Source organism: Ensifer sp. KUDG1 (genome assembly GCF_050434285.1).
GTDB lineage: Bacteria > Pseudomonadota > Alphaproteobacteria > Rhizobiales > Rhizobiaceae > Ensifer.
Map to the genome: position 1 here is coordinate 235,559 of NZ_JBNDIG010000008.1, position 23,295 is coordinate 258,853.

The 23,295-nt window shown below is 63.6% G+C and carries 20 protein-coding genes; 2 read left to right on the forward strand and 18 right to left on the reverse strand.

Features of this window, described 5'->3' with window-relative positions; all coding sequences use genetic code 11:
* Positions 1 to 258: 258 nt before the first annotated feature.
* From hutU to M2267_RS20735, 13 genes are all read right to left on the reverse strand, one after another.
* A complete protein-coding gene (hutU, locus tag M2267_RS20675; protein ID WP_429116886.1) occupies positions 259 to 1,932 on the reverse strand; it encodes a urocanate hydratase in 1,674 nt (557 codons plus the stop codon).
* Between the two features lie 2 nt (positions 1,933 to 1,934).
* Positions 1,935 to 2,753, reverse strand: coding sequence for an N-formylglutamate deformylase (gene hutG / locus M2267_RS20680; protein ID WP_429116669.1), 819 nt, complete (start codon positions 2,751 to 2,753; stop codon positions 1,935 to 1,937).
* A 1-nt stretch (position 2,754) separates the two neighbouring features.
* Positions 2,755 to 4,290: a histidine ammonia-lyase gene (hutH, locus tag M2267_RS20685; RefSeq protein ID WP_429116672.1), complete on the reverse strand. Its 1,536-nt coding sequence runs from the start codon at positions 4,288 to 4,290 to the stop codon at positions 2,755 to 2,757.
* Complete coding sequence (gene hutI / locus M2267_RS20690; protein ID WP_429116674.1) at positions 4,287 to 5,531, reverse strand: imidazolonepropionase; 1,245 nt, start codon at positions 5,529 to 5,531, stop codon at positions 4,287 to 4,289. Before hutI ends, hutH begins: the two co-directional genes overlap by 4 nt.
* A 298-nt stretch (positions 5,532 to 5,829) precedes the next feature.
* Entirely contained in the window at positions 5,830 to 6,414 is a 585-nt protein-coding gene (gene phnN / locus M2267_RS20695; protein ID WP_429116677.1) for a phosphonate metabolism protein/1,5-bisphosphokinase (PRPP-forming) PhnN, read from the reverse strand.
* Entirely contained in the window at positions 6,411 to 7,550 is a 1,140-nt protein-coding gene (locus M2267_RS20700) for an alpha-D-ribose 1-methylphosphonate 5-triphosphate diphosphatase (RefSeq protein ID WP_205236633.1), read from the reverse strand. The genes phnN and M2267_RS20700 overlap by 4 nt, the downstream gene beginning before the upstream one ends.
* A 1-nt stretch (position 7,551) precedes the next feature.
* Positions 7,552 to 8,259: a DUF1045 domain-containing protein gene (locus M2267_RS20705; RefSeq protein ID WP_043613437.1), complete on the reverse strand. Its 708-nt coding sequence runs from the start codon at positions 8,257 to 8,259 to the stop codon at positions 7,552 to 7,554.
* A gap of 127 nt (positions 8,260 to 8,386) precedes the next feature.
* Positions 8,387 to 9,904, reverse strand: a complete 1,518-nt coding sequence (gene phnE / locus M2267_RS20710) for a phosphonate ABC transporter, permease protein PhnE (RefSeq protein ID WP_429116680.1) — start codon at positions 9,902 to 9,904, stop codon at positions 8,387 to 8,389.
* Between the two features lie 9 nt (positions 9,905 to 9,913).
* A complete protein-coding gene (gene phnE, locus M2267_RS20715) occupies positions 9,914 to 10,876 on the reverse strand; it encodes a phosphonate ABC transporter, permease protein PhnE (RefSeq protein ID WP_043613435.1) in 963 nt (320 codons plus the stop codon).
* A 169-nt stretch (positions 10,877 to 11,045) separates the two neighbouring features.
* Complete coding sequence (gene phnD, locus M2267_RS20720) at positions 11,046 to 11,951, reverse strand: phosphonate ABC transporter substrate-binding protein (protein ID WP_025428673.1); 906 nt, start codon at positions 11,949 to 11,951, stop codon at positions 11,046 to 11,048.
* 84 nt (positions 11,952 to 12,035) lie between these two features.
* Entirely contained in the window at positions 12,036 to 12,878 is an 843-nt protein-coding gene (gene phnC / locus M2267_RS20725) for a phosphonate ABC transporter ATP-binding protein (RefSeq protein ID WP_113293619.1), read from the reverse strand.
* Between the two features lie 240 nt (positions 12,879 to 13,118).
* Positions 13,119 to 13,502 carry a YciI family protein gene (locus M2267_RS20730; protein WP_043613427.1) on the reverse strand — a complete coding sequence of 128 codons (384 nt, stop codon included), beginning with the start codon at positions 13,500 to 13,502 and terminating at the stop codon, positions 13,119 to 13,121.
* Positions 13,503 to 13,613: 111 nt separating this feature from the next.
* Positions 13,614 to 14,774, reverse strand: coding sequence for a glycosyltransferase family 2 protein (locus M2267_RS20735; protein ID WP_052201648.1), 1,161 nt, complete (start codon positions 14,772 to 14,774; stop codon positions 13,614 to 13,616).
* 212 nt (positions 14,775 to 14,986) lie between these two features.
* Here M2267_RS20735 and M2267_RS20740 point away from each other — a divergent pair, with 212 nt between their 5' ends.
* Positions 14,987 to 16,507, forward strand: coding sequence for a lipopolysaccharide biosynthesis protein (locus M2267_RS20740; protein WP_429116686.1), 1,521 nt, complete (start codon positions 14,987 to 14,989; stop codon positions 16,505 to 16,507).
* Between the two features lie 12 nt (positions 16,508 to 16,519).
* Here M2267_RS20740 and M2267_RS20745 read toward each other — a convergent pair whose 3' ends face one another.
* The 5 genes from M2267_RS20745 to M2267_RS20765 all read right to left on the reverse strand — a co-directional run bounded on the left by M2267_RS20745 (position 16,520) and on the right by M2267_RS20765 (position 21,869).
* A complete protein-coding gene (locus M2267_RS20745; RefSeq protein ID WP_429116689.1) occupies positions 16,520 to 17,554 on the reverse strand; it encodes a sugar-transfer associated ATP-grasp domain-containing protein in 1,035 nt (344 codons plus the stop codon).
* A complete protein-coding gene (locus M2267_RS20750; RefSeq protein WP_429116691.1) occupies positions 17,554 to 18,591 on the reverse strand; it encodes a sugar-transfer associated ATP-grasp domain-containing protein in 1,038 nt (345 codons plus the stop codon). The genes M2267_RS20745 and M2267_RS20750 overlap by 1 nt, the downstream gene beginning before the upstream one ends.
* Positions 18,591 to 19,550: an ATP-grasp fold amidoligase family protein gene (locus M2267_RS20755; RefSeq protein ID WP_429116693.1), complete on the reverse strand. Its 960-nt coding sequence runs from the start codon at positions 19,548 to 19,550 to the stop codon at positions 18,591 to 18,593. The genes M2267_RS20750 and M2267_RS20755 overlap by 1 nt, the downstream gene beginning before the upstream one ends.
* A gap of 145 nt (positions 19,551 to 19,695) precedes the next feature.
* A complete protein-coding gene (locus M2267_RS20760) occupies positions 19,696 to 20,823 on the reverse strand; it encodes an NAD(P)/FAD-dependent oxidoreductase (RefSeq protein WP_429116695.1) in 1,128 nt (375 codons plus the stop codon).
* Positions 20,824 to 20,918: 95 nt separating this feature from the next.
* Positions 20,919 to 21,869 carry a LysR family transcriptional regulator gene (locus M2267_RS20765; protein WP_429116698.1) on the reverse strand — a complete coding sequence of 317 codons (951 nt, stop codon included), beginning with the start codon at positions 21,867 to 21,869 and terminating at the stop codon, positions 20,919 to 20,921.
* Positions 21,870 to 22,104: 235 nt separating this feature from the next.
* On the opposite strand from M2267_RS20765, the gene M2267_RS20770 reads away from it, so the two are divergent.
* A complete protein-coding gene (locus M2267_RS20770) occupies positions 22,105 to 23,292 on the forward strand; it encodes an acyl-CoA dehydrogenase (RefSeq protein ID WP_034799596.1) in 1,188 nt (395 codons plus the stop codon).
* Positions 23,293 to 23,295 lie beyond the last annotated feature (3 nt).

Below are 23,295 nucleotides of genomic sequence, written 5' to 3' on the forward strand. Positions count from 1 at the left end.
AATGGTTCTTCTCCTGTTCGTGCCCTAACGCATCAAGCCTTCTCATCAAAGCCAGCGCGCGCGTGAGCGAACGGAGACGTCCTGCAACGCGTCGCGAGCAATGCGATGGCATCTCGATTTTTCTAGCATTGCTATCAACGGCTGCAAGGCGCCGGAGCGAGGAAGACGCACTCCTGACACCAGTCTCATCAAAAAGTGATAGGGGCGCCTTTCGGCGCCCCTATCTGTAGGTCCTTGATTATGTCGGTCGGGCGCGGCTCAGTTGCCGAGAATGCCCGGCAGGCGCAGGCCTTTTTCCTTGGCGCAATCGAGCGCGATCTCGTAGCCCGCATCGGCATGGCGCATGACACCGGTTGCCGGGTCGTTCCAGAGCACGCGCTCCAGGCGCTTGGCCGCATCATCGGTACCGTCGGCGCAGATGACGACGCCCGAATGTTGCGAGAAGCCCATGCCGACGCCGCCGCCATGGTGCAGGGACACCCAGGTGGCGCCCGATGCGGTGTTGAGCAGAGCGTTCAGAAGCGGCCAGTCGGAAACGGCGTCCGAGCCGTCCTTCATCGCTTCGGTTTCGCGGTTCGGAGAGGCGACCGAGCCGGAGTCGAGGTGGTCGCGGCCGATGACAACAGGCGCCTTCAGTTCGCCGTTCCTGACCATCTCGTTGAATGCGAGGCCGAGGCGGTGGCGATCGCCGAGACCGACCCAGCAGATGCGCGCCGGCAGGCCCTGGAAGGCGATGCGCTCGCGCGCCATGTCCAGCCAGTTGTGCAGATGGGTGTTGCCGGGGGTCAGTTCCTTGACCTTGGCGTCGGTCTTGTAGATGTCTTCCGGATCGCCCGACAGAGCCGCCCAACGGAACGGACCGATGCCGCGGCAGAAGAGCGGGCGGATATAGGCCGGCACGAAGCCCGGGAAGGCGAAGGCGTTTTCGAGACCCTCTTCCTTGGCGACCTGGCGGATGTTGTTGCCATAGTCGAAGGTCGGGATGCCCATGTCCTGGAAGGCAATCATCGCTTCGACATGCTCGCGCATCGAGGCGCGCGCTGCCTTTTCGACCGCCTTCGGGTCGCTTTCGCGCTTGGCCTTCCATTCGGCCATTGTCCAGCCCTTCGGCAGGTAGCCGTTGACCGGGTCGTGCGCCGAGGTCTGGTCTGTGACCATGTCCGGGCGGATGCCGCGGCGGACCATTTCCGGCAGGATCTCGGCAGTGTTGCCGAGCAGACCGACGGATTTCGCTTCGCCGTTCTTCGTCCAGCGGGCAATGATTTCCATCGCCTCGTCCAGCGTCTCGGCTTTTTCGTCGAGGTAGCGGGTGCGAAGGCGGAAATCGATCGAGTCCGGATTGCATTCGACGGCGAGGCACGATGCGCCGGCCATGACGGCGGCGAGCGGCTGGGCGCCGCCCATGCCGCCGAGGCCGCCGGTCAGCACCCACTTGCCCTTGAGATTGCCGCCATAGTGCTGGCGGCCGGCTTCCACGAAGGTTTCGTAGGTCCCCTGCACGATGCCTTGCGTGCCGATGTAGATCCACGAGCCGGCGGTCATCTGGCCGTACATGGCGAGACCCTTCTTATCCAGCTCGTTGAAATGGTCCCAGTTCGCCCAGTGCGGTACGAGGTTGGAGTTGGCGATGAGAACGCGGGGCGCATCCTTGTGGGTGCGGAACACGCCGACCGGCTTGCCGGACTGCACCATCAGGGTCTCGTCGTCGTTGAGGTCCTTCAGCGTCTCGACGATCTTGTCGAAGTCGGCCCAGGTGCGCGCCGCGCGACCGATACCGCCATAGACGACCAGCTCGTGCGGGTTTTCCGCGACGTTCGGGTCCAGATTGTTCATCAGCATGCGGAGCGGCGCTTCGGTCAGCCAGCTCTTGGCGTTGAGCGTGGTGCCCTGAGGGGCGCGCACGTCGCGAATGTTGTGGCGCGGATTGTTGATGGTCATGCCTCGCTCCCTGTCAGTGTCTTGAGGTCAAATGCTGTTGTTTCGATGCGGTTCAGGATCGCTCCCAGCGGCTCTCGCAAAAGGGCGGATCGCGTGGCGTCGAGCGCGAAGGGCGGCTCTTCGGCGGCGAGATGGGTCGATTGCGCGAGCTCCATCTGAATGGCATGCACGCCGGTTTCCGGGCGGCCATAGTGGCGGGTGGTCCAGCCGCCCTTGAAGCGGCCGTTGAGAATGCTGCTGTAACCTTCGGCAGCGGCGGCGATTTCTGCCGTCGCCTGCTCGATCTCGGGCGCGCAGGTCTTGCCCACGTCGGTGCCGATGTTGAGGTCCGGCAGCTTGCCTTCGAACAGGAACGGGATGCGCGAGCGGATCGAGTGGCAATCATAAAGCACGACCACGCCATGGATCGCTTTCACCCGCTCGATCTCGGCGGCAAGGGCCGCGTGATAGGGTGCATGGAACGCCTGGAGACGTTCGGCGATATCGGCTTCCGTCGGCGCTTCTCCATCCTTCCAGATCGACTTGCCGTCGAAATCCGTTTCCGGGATCAGCCCGGTCGTGTTCTGGCCGGGGTAGAGGCTGACGCCCTCGGGATCCCGGTTGGCGTCGATCACATAGCGATGGAAGGTGGCGCGAACGACGGTCACCTCGGGCAGAAGACCATCATAGAGCCGGTGGATATGCCAGTCCGTGTCGGCGAGGATACGGCCGTTGTCGTTCAGCCGATCCCAGACCGCCGCCGGCACGTCGGTGCCGGTATGCGGAAAGCCGAGGATGACCGGCGAGTTGCCTCTCTTGACTTCGACGACAGCCATCTCAAGCCTCCAGGCTTGGCAGGATGCCGGCGGAGACGGCGGCGTTCAGACGGCCCGAGGCGATGAGGTCGCCGGCGGCCTTGAGGTCGTTGGCCATGTAGCGATCCTCTTCGATCGTCGGCGAGACGGCGCGAAGGGCGGCGGCGGCCTTCTGCAATTCGGGGCTGGTGGCGAGCGGGGCGCGGAATTCGACGCCCTGGACGGCGGTTAGTGCTTCGATGCCGACGATCGAGAACAGGTTTTCCGTCATCTGCAGCAGGCGGCGCGCGCCGTGGCAGGCCATGGAAACGTGGTCTTCCTGGTTGGCCGACGTCGGCGTCGAGTCGACAGACGCCGGATGCGAGAGTTGCTTGTTCTCGGACATCAGGGCCGCCGAGGTTACCTCGGCGATCATCAGGCCGGAGTTCAGCCCCGGCTTCTTGGCGAGGAAGGCCGGCAGGCCGTAGGAAAGGGCAGGATCGACGAGCAGCGCGATGCGGCGCTGCGAGATCGCGCCGATTTCGCAGACGGCAAGGGCGATTTGATCGGCGGCAAAGGCGACCGGCTCGGCATGGAAATTGCCACCGGAAACAACGGAGTTGTCCGAAAGAACCAGCGGGTTGTCGGTAACGGCGTTGGCTTCGGTTTCGAGCACGCGGGCGACTGAGCGCAGCAGATCGAGGCAGGCGCCATCGACCTGCGGCTGGCAGCGGATGCAGTAGGGATCCTGCACGCGCTCGTCGCCTTCGATATGGCTTTCGCGGATCGCGGAGCCCGCGAGCAGCGCGCGGAGAGCAGCGGCTGTGTCGATCTGGCCGCGATGGCCGCGCAGCGTATGGATATCCGGATGGAAGGGGGCCGACGAACCCATGGCCGCGTCGGTCGACATGGCGCCGGTGATGAGTGCTGCCTGTGCGGCACGGTGGGCGCGGAAGAGGCCGGCGAGCGCCAGCGCCGTCGAGGTCTGGGTGCCGTTGATCAGCGCGAGGCCTTCCTTGGCGGCAAGCACCACCGGCTTGAGGCCGGCAGCGGAAAGCGCTTCGGCGCCGGACAGGCGGCGGCCTTCGAAGTAGGCTTCGCCGTGGCCCATCATGACGGCGGCCATATGGGCGAGCGGCGCGAGGTCGCCGGAGGCGCCGACCGAGCCCTTTTCGGGGATGACCGGGATCACGCCCTTTTCGAGCATGGCCTCGATCAGGCGCACGAGTTCGAGGCGGACGCCGGAGGCGCCGCGGCCGAGCGAGACGAGCTTCAGCGACAGGATGAGGCGAACGACGTTTTCGGCCAACGGCTCACCGACGCCGCAGCAATGCGACAGGATCAGGTTGCGCTGCAGCGTCGCGACATCGGCACTGTCGATCTTGATCGAGGCGAGTTTGCCGAAGCCGGTGTTGATGCCGTAGACCGGCGCATTGCCGGCGACGATCTCGGCAATGCGGGCGGCAGCCTTGTTGATGCCGGCGTCAAAGGAGGTGTCGAGGCGGGCCGGTTCGCCGGTCCAATAGATGGTTTCGAGGTCGCGGAGGGGCACAGAGCCCGGGTGTAGAGTGATGGTCATTGACCGATCCTTTGCCCTCTAAAGATGCGTTCATGAAGCGGATTGAAGCCGATGCGGTAGACGAGTTCGGCCGGATCCTCGATGTTCCAGATTGCCAGATCGGCGGACTTGCCGACTTCGATCGTTCCGGTTTCGGCCAACAGGCCAAGCGCGCGGGCGGCCTCACGCGTTGCACCGGCAAGGCATTCGGCCACCGTCAGCCGGAAGAACGTCGCCGACATGTTCATCGTGAGAAGCAGCGAGGTCAGCGGCGAGGTACCGGGATTGCAGTCGGTGGCGATCGCGATCCGCGCGCCGGCGTCACGCAAAGCCTGAACCGGTGGCAGGCGCTCTTCGCGCAGCGCATAGAAGGCGCCCGGCAAGAGCACGGCGACCGTGCCTGACTTCGCAAGAGCTGCAGCGCCTTCTGCGTCGAGATATTCGAGGTGGTCGGCCGAGAGCGCGCCGTAGGAGGCCGCAAGCTTTGCGCCACCAAGGTTGGAGAGCTGTTCTGCGTGCAGCTTGACCGGCAGGCCGAGCGCCTTGGCACGGTCGAAGACGCGGGCGATCTCGGCGGTCGAAAAGGCAATGCCCTCGCAGAAACCGTCGACCGCATCGACCAGGCCCTCGGCATGGGCGGCGTCGAGCCCAGGCAGCACGACCTCGGTGATGTAGTCGCCGTTGCGGCCCTTGTAGTCCGCAGGCGTTGCGTGGGCGGCGAGGTAGCTCGTCACAACGCGGACTGGCCGCAGCGTTTCGAGTTTGCGGGCGGCGCGCAGCATGTTGAGCTCGGCCGTGACGTTGAGCCCGTAGCCGGATTTGATTTCGACGGTCGAGGCGCCCTCGGCAAGAAGCGTATCGAGGCGCGGCAGGGCGCTTTCGACAAGCTGATCGACGGTCAGCGCATTGGTCGCCTTGACCGAGGAAACGATGCCGCCGCCGGCGCGGGCAATTTCTTCATAGGTGGCGCCTTCGAGGCGCATCTGGAATTCGCGGGCGCGGTTGCCGCCATGAACGAGATGGGTGTGGCAGTCGATAAGGGCGGGCGTCATTACGCGGCCCTGGCAGTCCGTCGTTTCGAGGCTGCGTGCGAGGTCGGCGGGCAGCCCGCTCTCCGGCCCGGCATAGGCGATCCGCCCATCGACGACCGCCACGGCCGCATTCTCGACGAGGCCAAGACCGTCAACGGATTCGCCAAGCGTCACGAGACGCACATTGCGCCAAATGCCGGATGCTGGCTTGCGGGTCGAGAATTCGTTCATCAGGTCGCCTCCACTGGATATAATGTATATACATATTAACTTGCTCCACAAGGGGAAATTTATGGAGCCTGCGGAAAAGGAAAGGGCGATCGGCCGAGTGAAGCGGAGCGGGAGCTTTGAGAAAATGGCCGTAGATCTCTGATTTCGCTGGAATTTCTTCTCGCGGGTTCGTCATCACGGCAGGTAAAAAGAAAAGGCTCCGAACCCTGAGGTTCGGAGCCTTCGCCTGTCCTTGGAATGGAGATCGCGATGCGTGCCCGCGACTCGCAAGCCTGCCGGGCCGCGAAAGCGGATCACGCTAAACCGCGTTATCCGCCTTTGCGCGCAGCCGTTCGACCACCTCGACGAAGCGGTTTCCGGCAATGTCGAGGCGCCCGCTGTTGTCGATCACGCTGACATCGGGGCCCGAGGTCACGTCAGGCGCTTGGCGGCTGAGGCGTCGCAAAACTTCCTCTTCACTCTCGCGACCGCGCTCGGCAAGTCGCTTTGCAAGCACCGGCGTCTCGGCTGTAACAACGACGACGGCGATCTCGCCGAAGGCTTCGCGGAACGCCGGCAGGGCACCGCGGCTGCCATTGACGATCGCCGTCATGCCGTCCCTGACATTCCTGAGCACGACGGCGGGGATGCCGTATTTCAGCCCATGCGCATCCCAGAAGACGGCGAAGGCGCCATCCTTCTGCATCTCGACGAACTCGTCTTCCGACACGCTTTCATGCACTTCACTACCGGCATCCGACGGACGGGTGATGACCCGGCGGACGAAATGCACGTCGTGACAATCGGCAAAGTGCCGAGCGGCAAAGCCCATGACGCTGTCCTTGCCGGCGCCGCTCGGGCCGACGACGACGACGAGCGCGCCGCCCTTTTCGGTCGCGCTCATGCGACACGCCGTCCTTCGCGCCAGACGGAGCGCACGACCGGGATGCCTTCCTTGCGGTGCACGCGGGCGATATCGGCGCGAAGGCCAACGGCGATGCGGCCGCGGTCATCGAGACCGACGGTGCGCGCCGGCGTCGACGTCACCATGGCGATTGCCTTCGGCAGGTCGACGGCGTCGAGTTCGTCGGAGAGCACGAAGGGGGCGTGGATCAGGCTGAAGGGCACATAGTCCGACGACAGCACGTCGAGCACGCCGCGCTCGGCGAGATCGCGGGCGGCGATGTTGCCGGAGTGCGACTTGCCGCGCACGATGTTCGGCGCACCCATCAACACGCTCAGCCCCGCGCGGTGCGACGCCTCGGCGGCCTCGAAGCTCGTCGGGAACTCCGCAAGCTTGATACCGAAGCCGATCGATTCTTCGACGTGGTCGACGGTCGCGTCGTCATGGCTGGCAATGGTGATGCCGCGGGCCGCACACGCCTCGGCGAGCGCGGTGCGGTGCGGACCGGCATACTTTGCCGACAATGCCTGCTGCCGCTCGACGAAGCGCGCGAATTCCTCGTCCGAGAAGCCGCGCTTGGCTTTGTAGTAGAGCGTGTACTGGTCCATCGTCTGGAACTGCCGCTGACCCGGGGCATGATCCATCAGCGAGACGAGCTTGACCTGCGGGTCGTTCTGGAAATCCTCGTAGTGATCAAGCACGTCGGAGGTCGACACCTCGCAGCGCAGGTGGATCAGGTGATCGGCGCGAAGGCGACCCTCTTCCTTGGCCTGGGCCAAGGCGTCGGCCATGCTGCGCATTTCGCCCTTCTGGAAGCCGCCGTCCTCGTCGGAGCCGAGACGCAGGCAGTCGAAGACCGTGGTGATGCCGGAGGTGACTACCTGGGCGTCATGGGCCTGGATCGCCGCGATCTTCAGCCAGCGCACGCCGGGGCGCGGGGAGTAGTGGGCTTCGAGGTGGTCGGTGTGCAACTCGATGAGGCCGGGGATCAGATAGTCGCCTTCGAAGTCCTCTCCGCTGGCAACCGTTCCCGCGGAGATATCGGCTATCTTGCCGTCGCGGATCAGCACCGAACCATCGAGGATGCTGTCCTCAAGGACGATGCGGGCGTTGGTCAAAACCTGTTCTTTGCTCATCTCATGCGATCTTTCGTTGGGTGTCGCTGCCGAGCGGCAGCAGGGAGCGGACAGTAAAGGGTGCGCCGCGCTCCGGTTCGACGAAAAGCGCGACTGACGTAACGTGAAGTGGTTTGCCGATATGCTCGGCAAAGGTGGTTTCGAGCGCGGTACGCATCACGCCGCTGGTTTCCGTGGGTACCGGGCCGGTCAAGGTCAGGTGGAACTGGAACTCTTCGAAAACATAGGGATAGCCCCATTCTCTGAGGTAGCGCCTCTGGCGCTCCGGCAGGCTGTTTGGCTTGCGGCGGGCAAAGTCGGCGTCCGACAGCGGCGCACGGAACGGGTCGAAGCGGTGAACGGCGTCTTCGGCCAAATCCTGCAGGTCGAGGCAAGGCGCGGATGGCACGAGAGCGAAGAACGGGCCCAACTGGTGCAGCACGATCTCAGGGATTTCGAACGGGTCGAGGTCGGCGGCAAAGCACTCGAAAATACTGAGAAGCTCGTCTTCGTCCCGGCCTTCGGCAAGTTCGAAAGGCGCCTTCAGCGTGCCGTGAAAACCGTAGCGCCGCGGGTCGGCCGTCAGTGCGCGTTGCGTCTCTTCGTCAATCCCGGCGATCGTCGGAAGCGTGAGGTCTTCGCCGGTAAAGGCATCGCGCCCAAGCCAACGGGACGCGACCTGCGACAGCCGGCTGTCCGCCGGCGGCGCGAAATAGATGGCATAACGCACGGTTTTCACTTTCTTGTAGCGACCGGCCCGCCAGGGCGGCGGGTCGATTGTTTGCGGGATGCGATGCGCAGCTAGCCGATTTCCATGACAACATCATGATGGCGGACACGCAAATGCTTGGCTGTCGTCAATGTGCCTTGCTGCCCATCAGGCGCGAACGGCACGCGTTCGAGATGCTGTCGAAAATAAAGACAACCAGCAAGATCAGAAGCACCATATAGGCGACATTTTCCCAATCGGAATTGGTACGCATCGCTTCCCAGAGTTTCAGGCCGATGCCGCCGGCGCCCACGGCGCCGATGATCGTTGCCGAACGGGTGTTCGATTCCCAGAAATAGAGCGCCTGGCTGGCAAAGACCGGCAACACCTGCGGAAGCACGCCGAAGCGTTGCACCGCAAGCGGCGTCGCCCCGACCGACTTCACGCCCTCGCGCTGCTTGTCGTCGATGTTTTCCAGCGCTTCGGAGTAGAGCTTTCCGAGTGTGCCGGTGTCGGTGAAGAAGATCGCCGAGATACCGGCAAGCGGTCCGGGGCCGAAGGCGCGGGTGAAAAACAGTGCCCAGATGAACATGTCCACCGACCGCAGGAAGTCGAAGAAGCGCTTGACCACCTGGTTGGTCAGGAAGCTCGGGGTGATGTTGCGGGCGGCCAGGAAGCAGAGCGGGAAGGCGATCAGCGACGCAAAGAGCGTGCCGACGAAGGCCATGACGACGGTCTGTAGCAGCTTCGTCCAGACGTCGAGATGCTGCCACTCGGCATTATAGAGGATGTTGTTCCAGGCAAGCGACAGGTTGGAACGGGCCGGATCGATGCGCTCGCCGGAGGCGATGAGCGAGGCGACCTCGCCATAGCTTTTGCCGAAGAAGGGCGAGTTGGTGTCGAACAGGAAGTTCGCCCAGCCGAAGAAGCGGTTGCGGACGGAGACCTCGTCGCCTTCCACTTCCGCCCAGCCGGTGGCGCCGAAGGCAAGCACGATCTTTTCGCCCGGCCGCTTCTGTGTTGCCCAGGCGGGCAATACGCCCTGCGGCCGCACCGTGTCGGCGCCGTCGACGGCCATGACAAGCGTGTCGCCGCCATGGGTCGCCTTCACCAGGCCATCGGTGATCTCGATCCTGGTCGAGCGGTTGTAGGTGACGACGACGCGCGTCAGGACTTCTTCTGTCCGTGTTTCGACACGGTTCTGCGGTTCCGTGGCGGTGGTGCCGCCGAGCGCGGAACCGGGGGCCATGAAGCTGAAGGACGAGCTAGCCTTCGGCTTGACCGCCTGCGTGGTGGCGGCCGGTATTTCGACCTGGCGTGTTACCGTCTGCCTGTCGAGTTCCACCCAATCCGGATTGGGATTGGGCCCGAGCGGCGAATTGCGCTGATAGTTGAGGCGCATCGTCCGGTCGGGGGCGACGTGGATTTCCGGGCGTACCTCATAGGAAACCCAGTCGGCGAGGTAGGTGCCGGCGATGCCCCAGTTGGCATTGCCGAGCACGTGGCCGATCGAGAAGAACCACCAGCTGAAGATGAGGTAGACGACGACGCCACCGGCGATGGCTGCGGTGCGCACGCGCCTGGAGGTCGAGGATTTCAGGAGTTCGGGATGGCGGCTCGCGATCGCGTCCATTTCCATCGGGTTCAATCGTGTGGTCGTGGTCATGGTGCGCACCTACTGGGCAAGCTGGAAGGCCTGCTCGCCAACGAGGCGGCGGCGAAGCCAGGCGGAGAACTGGTCGACGGCAAAAATGGTCGCAAACAGCAGGAGGACGATTGCAAGGGTCTTGGCCTGGTGTCCCTGGCCGATCGAAAGGCGGAGAAGCTCGCCAATGCCGCCGCCACCGACGGCGCCGATGATCGTCGAGGCGCGCACGTTGATCTCAAGGCGCAGCAGGAAGTAACTGGCGAAGTTGGGCAGAACCTGCGGCACCATGCCGAACCAGACGCGCTCGATCCAGTTGCCGCCGGCAGCCCGCAGGCCCTCGTCCGGCTTCATATCGGCGTTTTCGACCACTTCATAGAAGAGCTTGCCGAGCGCGCCGATCGTGTGGATCGAGACGGCGGCAATCGCCGGAATGGGGCCGAGCGACAGGATGGCGAGGAAAAAGCCGGCGATCACGACCTCGGGAAAGGCGCGCAGGATTTCCATGATGCGGCGAACGATGCCGCGGATCCACGGATTGGGCATCAGGTTGCGCGCGGCAAGGAAGCAGAGCACGAAGCCGAAGGCCGTGCCGATTACCGTCGAGAAGATCGCGATGTTCACGGTCTCCAGCATCTTGTGCACGTATTCGGGGATGTAGAAGCTCTCGGTCAGGTACAGCCGGCCCTCGGGATAGTTGTACTTGAAGCTGCCGTCGTCGTAGGGCGAGGGCAGGTCGAACATGGCGCGGAAAATTTCCAGCCCGTCGCGCGGGGCGAGATCGCCGACGAAATCGAAGAAATGCGGCAAACGGTCGAAGAACTTGCCGGCATTGGAATCGTTGGCGAACCAGAGCGAACCCGACAGCGCCAGGAGGAGAACGCCGAAGCCGAGCCAGGAGTAGAGCCGGCGGCGGGAACTGAGTTCCTGCCAGTGACGCTCGATGACGGCGCCGTTGTCGCTCAGATGTCGCGGGAGCAGGGAAGTTGCCATGACCGTTCCGGCTTTCGCCGGCCTCTAGAGCATTTCCAGGAAATTTGCGAAGCGGCTTTCCGCCCCGGAAATGCGTGAAAACAATGCGACGGAGGATGCGAAAGCACCCCTTCAAACAGTGAAACGCTGGCCGTTTGGGCGGCCAGCGTTCCCGAGTGGTGCGGGTCTATCAGCCGCCGATCGTCGCCTTGCGGGCGTCGATGATCGGCTTGTAGAAGTCGGCGTTGACTTCGGTGAAGCCGGTGAAGTCGCCGCCCTGGATGGCCGAGAAGCAAGCGGCGTCGGTCTTCGGCAGGTCGAGCATGAACTGCTTGAACTTGGCCTTCATGTCGTCGTTCATGGTGGAGCGCACGACGATCGGGCCGTTCGGGATCAGCGGCGACTTCCAGAGCTCGACCAGGTCGTTCATGTCGAGGATGCCCTTGTCGACCATCTTCTTGAGGTTGCCCGAGGTGTAGCCGTCCTTGAATTCGCCGACGCCCGAACCGAAGGTCGTGCCGGCATCGAAGGTGCCCTTGACGACTTCGAGAACGAGGTTCTCGTGACCACCGCCGAAGCCGGTTTCACCGAAGAATTCCTTGACCGGCGCGCCGATCGATTCCGGCAGCGTGACGAGCGGGATGAGGTAGCCGGAAGTCGAGTCCGGATCAGCGAAACCGAGCTTCTTGCCCTTCAGGTCTTCGAGCTTGGTGATGCCGGAATCCTTGCGGGCAACCATGATCGAGTGGTAGCCGGTCGAGCCGTCGGTCTGGACGGTCGTCAGGATCGGCTCGACGGCGTCGGCCTTGGCGAGATAGATCTTGGCAAAGCCGGAAGCGCCGAGTTCGGCGTAGTCGAGCGTGCCGCCAAGCAGGCCCTGGATGACGCCGTCATAGTCGGCGGCCGGGAACAGCGAAACCTTTTCGACGCCGATGGCAGCCGGCAGCTTGTCGACGATGCACTGGAAATTGCGCAGGCGGTCGGCTTCGTTTTCGCCGCCGATAATGCCGACGCGGAATTCCTTGAGGTCTTCAGCCTGGGCGTGGCCGACGAGGGCGAGGAGCGCGACGGCGCCCAGAAGAGCTTTCTTCAGCATAAGGTTCTCCCGTGTCCGGCTTGGCCGGATCCTATTGGGTTTCAAAGAGGTGCCCTTGACGCGGGCTTTCGATCGTGGCGGGCGTCAGATGCCGGCGAGTGCCAGCGGCTTGAGGCCGGCCGATGCCGTTTCTTCCTGCGGTACTGCCGCCGGAATGTTGATGCTGGTGGAGGTCATCGATTCCTCGATGCCCGTGTCGGCGCCGTAGATCTCGGCAACGGCTGCCGCCGTCAGATCCTTGGGCTGGCCGTCGAAGACCACGCGGCCGTGCGCCATGCCGATGATGCGTTCGCAATAGTTGCGGGCGGTGTCGAGCGTGTGCAGGTTGGTGATGACGGTGATGCCATCGCGCTCGTTGATGTCGCGCAGCGCATCCATGACGATTTTGGCGTTCAGCGGGTCGAGCGAGGCGATCGGCTCATCGGCAAGCAGAACCTTCGGCTGCTGCATCAGTGCGCGGGCGATCGCGACGCGCTGCTGCTGGCCGCCAGAGAGCGTGCCGGCCGGCTGCAGCGCGGTCTGCTCGATGCCGAGACGCTCGAGCGCGCCGATCGCCATGATCCGTTCTTCGCGGGTGAACATGTTGAGGATGCTGAGCACGGTCGAGCGGTGGTTGAGGCGGCCGAGCAGCACGTTGGTGAGCACGTCGAGGCGCGGCACCAGGTTGAACTGCTGGAAGATCATTGCGCAGTCGCGCTGCCAGGTGCGAAGGGCAGCACCGCGAAGCGACGAGACTTCCGTGCCGTCGAAGACGATCGCGCCGGAAGACAGGTCCACGAGGCGGTTGATCATGCGCAGGAGCGTTGACTTGCCGGCGCCGGAACGGCCGATAACGCCGACCATCTGGCCCTGCGGGATGTCGAAGGTAACCGAACTCACGGCTGTCTTCTTGCCGAACTGGCGGGTTACATTCTTCAACTGAAACATGTCTAGCAGGTCCTCTTTCGGGGAGACCGGTCATCGGTATGACCCTGCCATATCGCCGCTTCATGAAGCCGGAATGTCAGTTTGTTGTAAGTTCTGTTACAGTTCACAGCCCCGCATGTTTGGTTGACCAAATTTGACTGCCGGCGCGCAGGCGCCCGCACCCCCATCAACTTTCAGGGGGAGTTCGCATCAACATCGAGCGAATACCTGCGGTCGGCGACGCAGGACCGGTGAGGGGCGCTAGTTCTGCGGACCGGGGTCCAGCGTCGCGCCGGGAATGTAGAGTGCAATCGGCCGGATTTCGTAGATCGCGCTCGGATTGGAGCGGCGCAATTCGCGCGCGGCGTCAACGGCGGCGTCGATGGCCGGGAAGTCGACGACGTAGAGGCCGAGCAATTGCTCCTTGGTTTCGGCGAAGGGCCCATCGGTGACGATGCCTTCGCCGTTGCCCCTTAGCGTCACGGCACCTTCGGCTGGTCCGAGCCGGGCGGCCGGGCCAAAGGCCTTCTGCTGGACGAACCGGTCATGAACCTGAAGCAGGTCGGTCATCAGCGCTTCGTCCTCCTCCTCGGTCCAGGATTCGACGACGCCTGCTGTGTGGTAGGCCAAGATTGCGTAATACATGAACCGTCCTCCCGCGTGTATTCCTGTCAGGTTTTGCCGGCCGCATCAACGGCTCGTCGCGCGGACCGCATCACCGGGCGTGCCGCCGGAGAGGGGCGCCTGTTCATCCGATCAGCTCCAGGCCGTCGCCGCCCATCGACAGGCCTGCCGGGCGATCCGCGAACTGCGTGTGAGCTCGCCGCGGGTCGCCGCATCGCGGGCCCTCCAGACGAGGCCGCGCGCCAGCGAGCGGGCAACGTCGCGCCCCGACGGATATCGGCGGCTGAGTGCGCGCAGACCCTCATCGATCGCGGCGTTGCCGAAGACCTCGTCACAATCGTATTTCGATCCCGTTGCGCGCCGCAGGATGCGCTTCTCCTGACCGGTCAGCGCGATGGGGCTTTGCTCCATCGCGTGTCCGAAGTCGGTGATCGCCACGTCCCAGCGCTTCTTGCGGGCCATGATGGCGCCGCGCTGGAGAAGGGCTCGGCGTCGCTCTTCGGCGCTCTCGATCCGCCGCGTGGGCAGATAGTCCGCCAGCGGCAGTGTCTGGTGCAGGCGGTCGAATATGAGGGCGTCGTTGCTGATCCAGTTTTGATTTCGGCGATGTGCCTGGAAGCGGCTTGCCGCCGGCCCTCTGTCGCCATCATGCAAGCGCTGGTGAAAGATGATGTTGCGGCTCGACGTCGCCCTGCCGAGAAGCGACAGCCGGATCAGCATGTCGTAGTCGACTGATCGGGGCAGCGCTTCGTCGAAGGGGCCCGCCGCTTCGTAAAGCCGGCGGCGCACGAGCATGCCCGGCTGATGGACGAAAAAGTCTTCCAGCGTGGCGATCAGGAATTCGTCCGGCGGGCAGTCGGTCCAGTAGCCGGTGTCGAGGAAACGGGCAGGGGTGTCCAGCTCGTGCTGAAAGCGGACGTAGCGCCCATAGGCGATGTCGGCTGACGGATCCGCCTCGAAGACCTGCAGGAGGTCGGCGAGACCGGTCGGACAGACGATGTCGTCATCGTCGACGATCCAGACATATTGGCCAGTGCTCTGTTGCAAGCCGGCATTGAGGGCGCGTGCCTTGCCGGCATTTTCCTGGTTGAGGACGCTGATCCTGTCACCGTATCGGGACAGCACATCCATGGTCTCATCGGTCGAACCGTCGACGACGACGACGATCTCGTCATCCCCCGCGATCTGCGGCAGCAGCGCGTCGATTGAAGCCGGCAGAAACTGTGCGCGGTTGTAGGTCGGAACGATGATCGACACGCGGGCGCCGTTGCGAGATTCTTTCGACAATTTCATACTTTATGCTCCTCCTCGATCGCTGCCTCCCCTGCAGCGCATTCGCTCGATGAACCGGGCATCACCCGGAAAACGTGCACAACCATGACGCTTGAAACGTCCACAAAAAGGCGGCCTGCCCTCAATTTCGACAACAAGGCAAAATCTATCGTGAGATGGAAAGCAGGCTTGCTTCGGCTAGTTTGCGAGCCGAACGACGGAAGGCAGACCTATTGAGCCGTGCAGTAGAACTGACCGGGCAAGCCATCTGGGCGTCATTGGGCCAACTGGCGCAGGCGTTGCTTGCAACCATCAGCACCATCATCCTGGCACGAATTCTTGGCGCCGAGACCTATGGTGTGTTCGCGCTCGGATTGCTGATCGTCGGCTTCGCCGAGATCTTCGTTGGTGGTCATGCCGCCGACATCGTGGTGCAGAAACCGGATGTCACAGCCGGCCATCGCAATGCCGCCTTCGTCGCGCTGAGCGTGATTTCGGTTTTCTCGGCTGTCGTGATCTGGGCGGGCGGGGCCGCTGCGTCGGACTTCTTCGAGGCGCCGCAGCTGCAGGCGCCGCTTCTTGCGATGGCGGTTCTGCCCGTTCTCACCGGGCTTGCGAGCGTTCCCAACCAGATCCTCGTGCGGCGGCTGCAATTCAATGATCTCGCTCGCATCGGGGCGGTCAGCGGAACCCTGGCCGTTCTCGTCGGCGTGCTCCTGGCCTTCTCTGGCGCCGGCATCTGGAGCCTCGTTATCATGGAGATCGCGCGGCGCGCGATGAACCTCGCGATGCTCTTTCCGGCAGCGCGCTGGCGACCCGGCCTCGGCTTTCAGCGGCAGGAATTCGTCGAAGTCCTGCGTTTTGCATCGCGCCGGGTCGAAAACAACGGGCTGACCTACATCTCGCAGAACGCGCTGCCGCGGCTCTTCATCGGCCAATGGCTCGGCACCGAAGCGCTCGGCCTGTTTGCTGTCGCCCGCCGGCTGCTCGACCAGTTGCACAACATTCTGAGCGGTCCCGTTGCGGCAGTCGCCTTTCCCGCCGCCGCGCAGCTGCAGCACGACCGGGAGCGCCTTGCCCGGCTGATCGAGACATCCGTGCGGCTGACGACCTGGGTGTTCTGGCCGGTCGTGCTCGGGGTGGCGATGGTCGCCCCGGTCCTCGTGCCGCTGGCGTTCGGCGACGGATGGGCCGGCGCGATCCCCGTGCTTCAAATCCTTGCGCTTGGAACCCTGCGCGCGCCGGTCTCGAGCTTCAACACGGCGGTGCTGGTCGCGTTCGGCCGCATGGGGTCCGTATCCTTCATTTCCGTTCTGTCGATTGTTCTGGGCGCGGCCTTCCTCGCAGTCGGCGTCCAATATGGCCTCGTTGGCGTTGCCGCCGCGCTGTCGCTCCGGCAATGGGCGCTCTGGCCGGTCGGCGCGATGCAGGTCTATCGCGTCTCCGGGCTGCATCCCCTCGGCCAGTTGCGCATGCTTTTCATTGCAGCGCTTCCGTCCTTGATTATGGCCGGCTCCGTCTGGTTTGCCAGCGAGACCATTCATGGCTTGCAGCCGGTGCCGTTGCTCTGCTCACTGGTTGCGATCGGCGTGATCGTCTACGGGCTGGCCTGGGCCGCCTTCAATCCGCGGCAGACGATCCTGTTGCTCAAGGCCATGTTCGATGTGGTTCGTGGCGACTGGGCTTCGGCGAAATCACGCATCCCGCTGATCCTCGGAACGATTGCCGACCCGCAGGCATCGCGCAACGGCTGATCCAATCGCTCGTCAGGCAGCGAAGGCGCGCAGGCGCTTTACCCGGCGTTGGCTGATCGTGCCCTTGGCAGCGAAGAAGTCCCGTGCCTCCTTGCGAAGCAGCATCGGCTCATGGAATTGGATAAGATTGGGATTGGCAAGCGCGGCATTGCCCTCGATCACGACCGGGCCGGCTTCGGTCGACACGATATCCCAGCCGACATAGCTGAGACCGGGGATAGCGCGCGTGCATTGCAATGCCAGCGTCTTGATGTCGTTCCAACGTGGGATGACGGTTCCAACGATGGCAGTGCCCGTCTCCGGGTGACGATCGAAGATCGTCCTTTCAGGACCGCCGTCATTGGCGATCGCAGCGGTCAGCTGACCACTCTCGAGATCGACCAGCGCAACGATGCCGCCGGCCTTGAAGTTGTCCGTCGGGCGGGAGCGTTGCGTCCCGAAGCGGTGCGCGGCACCGAGCAGTACCGTCTTGCCGGTCGTCTCGTCATGGCCGACAAGGATCCGGATCGTGTTGACCGCATGCGGGTAGATGGCGGAAGCGTAGGGATGCTGCTCGACGGCGGCTTCGATCAGATAGCGGCCATGTCGGTCGACGTCATCGATCGACGCTATGCGCTTGACGCCCCGCCCGCCACTGCCGTCAACCGGCTTTGCGATTATCGCGCGGCCGTCGAATTCGGCGCGTGGCAGCGGGCTGCCGTCGGGCCGTCTCGTGACACCATCCTCGACGATACCGATCAACTCCGGACAGGATGCGGGAAAGGCGCCCGTGCCCGCCCATTGGTGGAACCGCAGCTTGTCGCCGAGAAGCGCCATCGCCTCCGGGCTGTTCAGCCGCGGCAACCGCGCTTCGGCTTCGAGGTCGGTCAGGAACAGGTGCTGGTCGAACTGGTCGAAAGGGTAGAGCCAGGCGCGGTTGGAAAGGAAGCCGCGGGTCAGGAGCTGCAACTTTGGACGACCGGCATTTCCACGTCGTTCCAGCGCCCAGAACTGCCGCAACAAGGAGACGCGGTGCCGGATGGTGCCGACGATCGGGAGCACGGCCATCAGAGCGGCTCACCGTTGGCTCGGGGGATATAACGGGCAAAGATGCGGCGCAGCCGGGGCTCATCAAGCAGGCGATCATAGAGCTGGAAGAAGCGCAGGCTCGGATGCGCATTGCCCTCGATCACCGTCGGGCCATCGGGCGTCACCGCAATGTCCCAGCCGACATAATGCAGATAGGGAAAGGCGCGGCCGAGATCCTCGACGAGCCGCAGGACCGCCGGCCAGTGGGTGATCTCGACATCGGTCATCGCTGCCCGCGTATCCGGATGCACGTCATGATGACGGACGTGATTGTCCTTGGCGATCGAAACGGCGCGCGAAAGCCGCCCCGTTTTCAGGTCCACCTTGGAGACGAGGCCGCCGGCGCTGAAGTTGTCGACCGGCACAGAACGCGCGCTACCGAAGCGATGGATGGCGGCGGCCGGGAGCGGAGTGCCATCGTCGTCGCGCAGCATGAGCAGGCGTATCGTGTTCAAGGCGTCCGGAAAAATAACCTGGGCATAGTCGGCCTGCTGCACGAAGCCGGTGAGAATGGCGTCTTCGCCGCGATAGCTGTCGACGGCGTCCGGGGTCGTGCCGATCTGCACCGAACGCCCTTTTGATCCGAGCGTCGGCTTGATGACAAAGCGGCCGCGTGCGGCGAGTTCGTCGTGGAAAGCGCTTCGGCTTTCATCGCGCCAATGCCACCTGTCTCCAAAGTAGCAGGCGAAGATCTGCGGCGTCGGCAGTTGAGCCGAGACGAGAAGCTCGGTGAACACGGACTTGTTGTCCAGCACATAGGCATAGTGGCCGTTTAGGCCATGCAGGTGCTGCTCTCTTTCGCAATTGGTGACGACACCCCTGACATCACCACGGATCTGGCGATACCAGTCGGCTTCCTTGGGGTCGAAGCCAGCCAGAATGTCCTGGATGCGCTGGAGCGCCGCCAACTGCCGCTCCTCGGTGGAAGCGCTGTCTGACCAGTAGCGCCGCGCGTGGCTTTTCAGAAAGCGAAGACGGCGTGTGTCGATCGTCTGCCGAACCAAAGCTTGCAGCATCAGGTGTGGGTCTCCTCTCCTGGTTCTGCTGTCGGCAATCGCAGCAGATCCCCGAAACGCAGTTCCCACTCATAAGGTTCGAAAACATCCATGCCGCCTTCCGGGAAGAAGGTGATTTCTCCGAACAGAACCCGACCGAAATTCTCGTAGAGATCGACGCGGCTGAACGCGAAGGGTGCAGAGAGTTCCGTCGCGACATCGAGCAGGGTGCGAAGGGACTGGGGTGCGGCGATCGCTTCCCGTTCGCACGGCGCGCAGCGCCGACGCACCGGCAACGGCTGCCAATCTGTGTCGAAAACCGTCTTGGTGCGCACGCCGTCCTTCTCGCGGATGACCATGATGAAATTCGGCCGACCGTGGAAACAGAAGATCTTGAACTCGCGCAGGCCGTCAGGACTATCTGCATGGAGAAACTCTTCGACGAGAACGCCCGGGCGGATGTCCCGATAGACCGGCTCGCGGTGTCGGTACCAATGGTTGAACGCCAGATGATCGGCGAGCTTGGCTCGGGCTGCACCCCAGTCGAAGGCGTTCCTGTCCCGGCAGATCACCACGCCGCCGAAGTCGTGGTTCGTCTTGAGGACAAAAGCATCCTGCCGAATGTTGCGGGGTGTCAGGTCTCTCAGCCGATAGGTTGCGAGTATGGCGCGGATGAGCAGATCTTTTCCGACGCGCTCGGCAACGTAGTCGCGCACCTTGATCTTGTCGGCGCAGATCGTCTGCAAGTCCGTAGCAGGCAGAAGCTTCAGCGCATTGAGCTTTTCGCTCAGTCCCCGCGGCCTGTCGACTTCGAGCACCCGTCCGGTTTTGCCGCGATACTGCGCCTGGATGAAGGCGCGCGTGCTGGTTCGGCGCTCTTCGCGGAAACGGCTGGAGCGGGACCAGCGGTAGAGTTGGGTCAGGAGATCGGGGGCCTGCCGCGCCAGCAACTGGCGGGAATATTCCTTCATGGTGGACATCGCTTATCCGTCACTAAGAAACCTCGGTGCCGGCGATCCGCTTGGGCGCGCGACGAGGCGGAGGTTTCCAGAACGATGTGGCGATACGGTGGCCGGGGCGCAACCCGACCTGCCGACGGGTTGCCTGCTGCCAACTTTGCTCGGGCTAGCGTTCCAATCGAGCCGGGCTGAACATCGCGGCATCGAGGCCGGCCGCTTCGAAGCCCTCGGGCGCTGGTGCACCGACGAGGAGATTTGCGGCGAATGCTCCAAGTGCGGGTGAGGTAAGGATTCCGTAGCCGCCCTGGCCGGCGAGCCAGAAGAAGTCCGGGCGCTCGCGGGCAAAGCCGATCACCGGAAGCTTGTCCGGCGAGAAGCTGCGCATGCCGGCCCAGCTCTTGAAGATACGGCGCACCGGCACGGTCGTTGCCTCCTCCACGTAGTGCGCGGCCCAGGCGACGTCGATCTCCTCCGGCTGGACGTCGGCCGGCTCGCACGGCGTTGCGTCGGCGGGCGAGGAAAGCAGTCGCCCGCCTTCAGGCTTCATGTAGAAGTCTTCGTCGATCTCGTTGATTTCGGGCAGCGTCAGCGCGTCGATGCCTTCGGGCAGGTCGACGGTGATCGCCGTGCGGCGATGCGGCACGATGCCGACGGGGGCGACGCCGAACGATTGCGCGACGGGATCGGCCCAGCCGCCGGCGGCATTGACGACCGTCTTCGCGCCAACCTCGCCGGTACTCGTTGCCAGCACCCAGCGGTCGCCGTCCCGGCGCGGCGCCAGCACGTCCGAGCGCTCGATGATCGCGGCACCGTGGCGGCGCGCGCCGCGGACGTATCCCTGCAACAGGTTCTCGACTTCGATGTCCCAGAACTGCGGATCATAAAAGGCCGCGGCCACATAGTCACGGCGCAGGATCGGCACGCGTGCGATCGCCTCGTCGACGGTCAGCCTTTCAATTTCGGCGTTGGCACGGCTTTCTGCGGCAAATACCTCTTCGAACCGCGCAAGCTTTTCGGCATTGGCGATCATCACGCCGCCGCGCTGCTTGAGCAGCACGATTTCCGAGAAGCCTTTGGGTGGGTTGTCGAAGAAGCTTTTGGAGATGGCCGCGAGCGCACAGACTTCCGGCGCATTGTAGCGCAGCACGAACTCCGCCGCCGAGCGGCCGGTGCTGTGATAGCCGAGGCCTTCTTCCCGCTCGATCACCACGACGGAGCGATGCGGCGCCAGGAAATAGGCCAGCGATAGGCCGGCAATTCCACCGCCAATGATCGCCACATCGTAGTCCTGCATGTCCCGCCTCCGTTGGTTGTCGGCCGGACCATAGGCAAGGCGTCATCCGTGTTCAAATTTATAACTGGAAAGGCGACTATCAATTTTGATGATGCTTAGGCAGCATCGACGCAGTGATCCAGCGGCTCCGTATCGGCCACATGGGCAAGAAATGCGGCTTCTGCCGGATTGAGGATCGCGTTCGGATTGGAGATGCGAAAGACGTCGGTGGTCGGCAGATCGCTATAGGGTGGCAGCTGCCAGAGTTGGCCCGCCGCGATGGCAGGTGACGCCAAGTGGTCCGGCAGCATGCCGATGCCGACATTGGAGGCAATCAGTCGCATCACCTCTTCGACATTGCAGGAGACGGCGCGGACCTGCTGGCCGAAAGACCCGACCGCGCGCACGGCCGTTACCGAGTTCATGTGCTGGCCGCCGAGAACGTCGGCGATGAAGGCGATATAGGGATTGCCCCTGAGGTCGTCGAAGTCGACGCCTTCGACCCCGAACAGCGGATGGCTTCTGCCGCAATAGAGCGCATAGCGCTCGCGCACGTGAAAGCGTCTGTTCAGCCAGTCGGGAATGTTGCCGTCGCAAAGGCCCATGGTCGCGACGTTGCGTTCGACGGCACTCAATACATCCACGGTCGTTGCGACCGTGACCGACAGGGTCACCTTGGGGTGCAGGCGGAAGAAGCTTTCGAGCTTGCGGTCCCAGGCGGGATTGTGGGCGTGGCTGACCGAGTGGATGTTGAGATGGCCGGTGATCTCGTCACCGGCGGTTTCCAGAACGTTCGGCAGACGGATGACGGCTGCGAAGATATCACGGCACTGGGCATGCAGCCGGGCACCGGCATCCGTCAGGTTGAAACGTCCGGGACGGCGGTCGATGAGCTTCTGGCCGACGGTCTGTTCCAGCCGCTTCAGCGCCATGCTGACGGCCGGCTGTTGCAGGAGCAGCCGGTTGGCCGCGGCCGTGATGCTGCCTTCCTCGACGAGCACGACGAAGGTGCGCAGCAGGTTCCAGTCGAGATTGTGGGCGAAGCGTTCGAGGCGGTCATTGGCCATGGTCGTGGCTTGCTTCTGATCTCTGGCGTTGCACTGGCATTCGATCTCCAAGGAGGGCAGGCAGAGCGAAAGACATCCGTTCTTGTCGTCATATTCCAGCGATTTTGCAACAAGGGCTGCACGAAGCCGGGCGAGGGGCCATTCCCTGGACGCATGAGGCGGTGCCTCAATTTCGTTTGAAACGCCATGCACCCCTTGCGATAACGTGAGCCGAATAATCCGATGGGAGAGAAACATGGCCGGCAAGACGCAATTTCAATGGGATGATCCGTTCCTCCTCGACGATCAGTTGACCGAGGACGAGCGCATGATCCGCGACACCGCGCGGGCCTATGCGCAGGACCGTCTGCAGCCGCGCGTCATCGACGCCTACCGCGAAGAATCGACCGATCCGGAAATCTTCCGCGAAATGGGCGAGCTTGGCCTGCTCGGCGTTACCGTCTCGGAAACCTATGGCGGCGTCGGCGCTTCCTACGTCGCCTACGGCCTGGTTGCCCGCGAAGTCGAGCGCGTCGATTCGGGTTACCGCTCGATGATGAGCGTGCAGTCGTCGCTGGTGATCTATCCGATCTATGCCTATGGCTCCGAGGAGCAGAAGCAGAAATACCTGCCGAAGCTGATCAGCGGCGAATGGATCGGCTGCTTCGGGCTGACCGAGCCGGACGCCGGATCTGACCCGGCCGGCATGAAGACGCGCGCGATCAAGACCGAGAGCGGCTACCGCCTCGTCGGCTCGAAGATGTGGATCTCCAATGCACCGATCGCCGATGTCTTCGTTGTCTGGGCAAAGTCGGAAGCGCACGGGGGCGCCATCCGCGGTTTCGTGCTCGAAAAGGGCATGAAGGGTCTGTCCGCCCCGAAGATCGCCGGCAAGCTGTCGCTGCGGGCGTCGATCACCGGCGAAATCGTCATGGACAACGTCGAGGTCGGCGAAGAGGCGCTGCTGCCGAATGTCGAGGGCCTCAAGGGTCCGTTCGGTTGCCTCAACCGCGCCCGCTACGGCATTTCCTGGGGTGCGCTCGGTGCGGCCGAATTCTGCTGGCATGCGGCGCGCCAATACGGCCTCGACCGCAAGCAGTTCAACCGCCCGCTCGCCCAGACGCAGCTTTTCCAGAAGAAGCTCGCCGACATGCAGACGGAGATCACGCTCGGCCTGCAAGGGTCGTTGCGCGTCGGCCGCCTGATGGACGAAGGCCGCATGGCTCCGGAAATGATCTCGATCGTCAAGCGCAACAATTGCGGCAAAGCGCTCGACATTGCCCGCATGGCCCGCGACATGCATGGCGGCAACGGCATCTCCGAGGAATACCAGGTTATGCGCCACATGGTGAACCTCGAGACCGTCAACACCTACGAGGGCACGCACGACGTTCACGCGCTGATCCTCGGTCGCGCCCAGACCGGCCTCCAGGCCTTCTTCTGAGCG

Coding starts and splice junctions, on each gene's coding strand:
- phnE (WP_429116680.1), bottom strand. CDS start 9,904: ATGACCACGACCACACGATTGAACCCGATGGAAATGGACGCGATCGCG.
- M2267_RS20700 (WP_205236633.1), bottom strand. CDS start 7,550: ATGAGCAAAGAACAGGTTTTGACCAACGCCCGCATCGTCCTTGAGGAC.
- M2267_RS20750 (WP_429116691.1), bottom strand. CDS start 18,591: ATGCTGCAAGCTTTGGTTCGGCAGACGATCGACACACGCCGTCTTCGC.
- M2267_RS20735 (WP_052201648.1), bottom strand. CDS start 14,774: ATGAAATTGTCGAAAGAATCTCGCAACGGCGCCCGCGTGTCGATCATC.
- M2267_RS20745 (WP_429116689.1), bottom strand. CDS start 17,554: ATGGCCGTGCTCCCGATCGTCGGCACCATCCGGCACCGCGTCTCCTTG.
- M2267_RS20770 (WP_034799596.1), top strand. CDS start 22,105: ATGGCCGGCAAGACGCAATTTCAATGGGATGATCCGTTCCTCCTCGAC.
- hutG (WP_429116669.1), bottom strand. CDS start 2,753: ATGGCTGTCGTCGAAGTCAAGAGAGGCAACTCGCCGGTCATCCTCGGC.
- M2267_RS20760 (WP_429116695.1), bottom strand. CDS start 20,823: ATGCAGGACTACGATGTGGCGATCATTGGCGGTGGAATTGCCGGCCTA.
- phnN (WP_429116677.1), bottom strand. CDS start 6,414: ATGAGCGCGACCGAAAAGGGCGGCGCGCTCGTCGTCGTCGTCGGCCCG.
- M2267_RS20730 (WP_043613427.1), bottom strand. CDS start 13,502: ATGTATTACGCAATCTTGGCCTACCACACAGCAGGCGTCGTCGAATCC.
- phnE (WP_043613435.1), bottom strand. CDS start 10,876: ATGGCAACTTCCCTGCTCCCGCGACATCTGAGCGACAACGGCGCCGTC.
- M2267_RS20755 (WP_429116693.1), bottom strand. CDS start 19,550: ATGTCCACCATGAAGGAATATTCCCGCCAGTTGCTGGCGCGGCAGGCC.
- phnC (WP_113293619.1), bottom strand. CDS start 12,878: ATGTTTCAGTTGAAGAATGTAACCCGCCAGTTCGGCAAGAAGACAGCC.
- phnD (WP_025428673.1), bottom strand. CDS start 11,951: ATGCTGAAGAAAGCTCTTCTGGGCGCCGTCGCGCTCCTCGCCCTCGTC.
- hutH (WP_429116672.1), bottom strand. CDS start 4,290: ATGACCATCACTCTACACCCGGGCTCTGTGCCCCTCCGCGACCTCGAA.
- M2267_RS20765 (WP_429116698.1), bottom strand. CDS start 21,869: ATGGCCAATGACCGCCTCGAACGCTTCGCCCACAATCTCGACTGGAAC.
- hutI (WP_429116674.1), bottom strand. CDS start 5,531: ATGAACGAATTCTCGACCCGCAAGCCAGCATCCGGCATTTGGCGCAAT.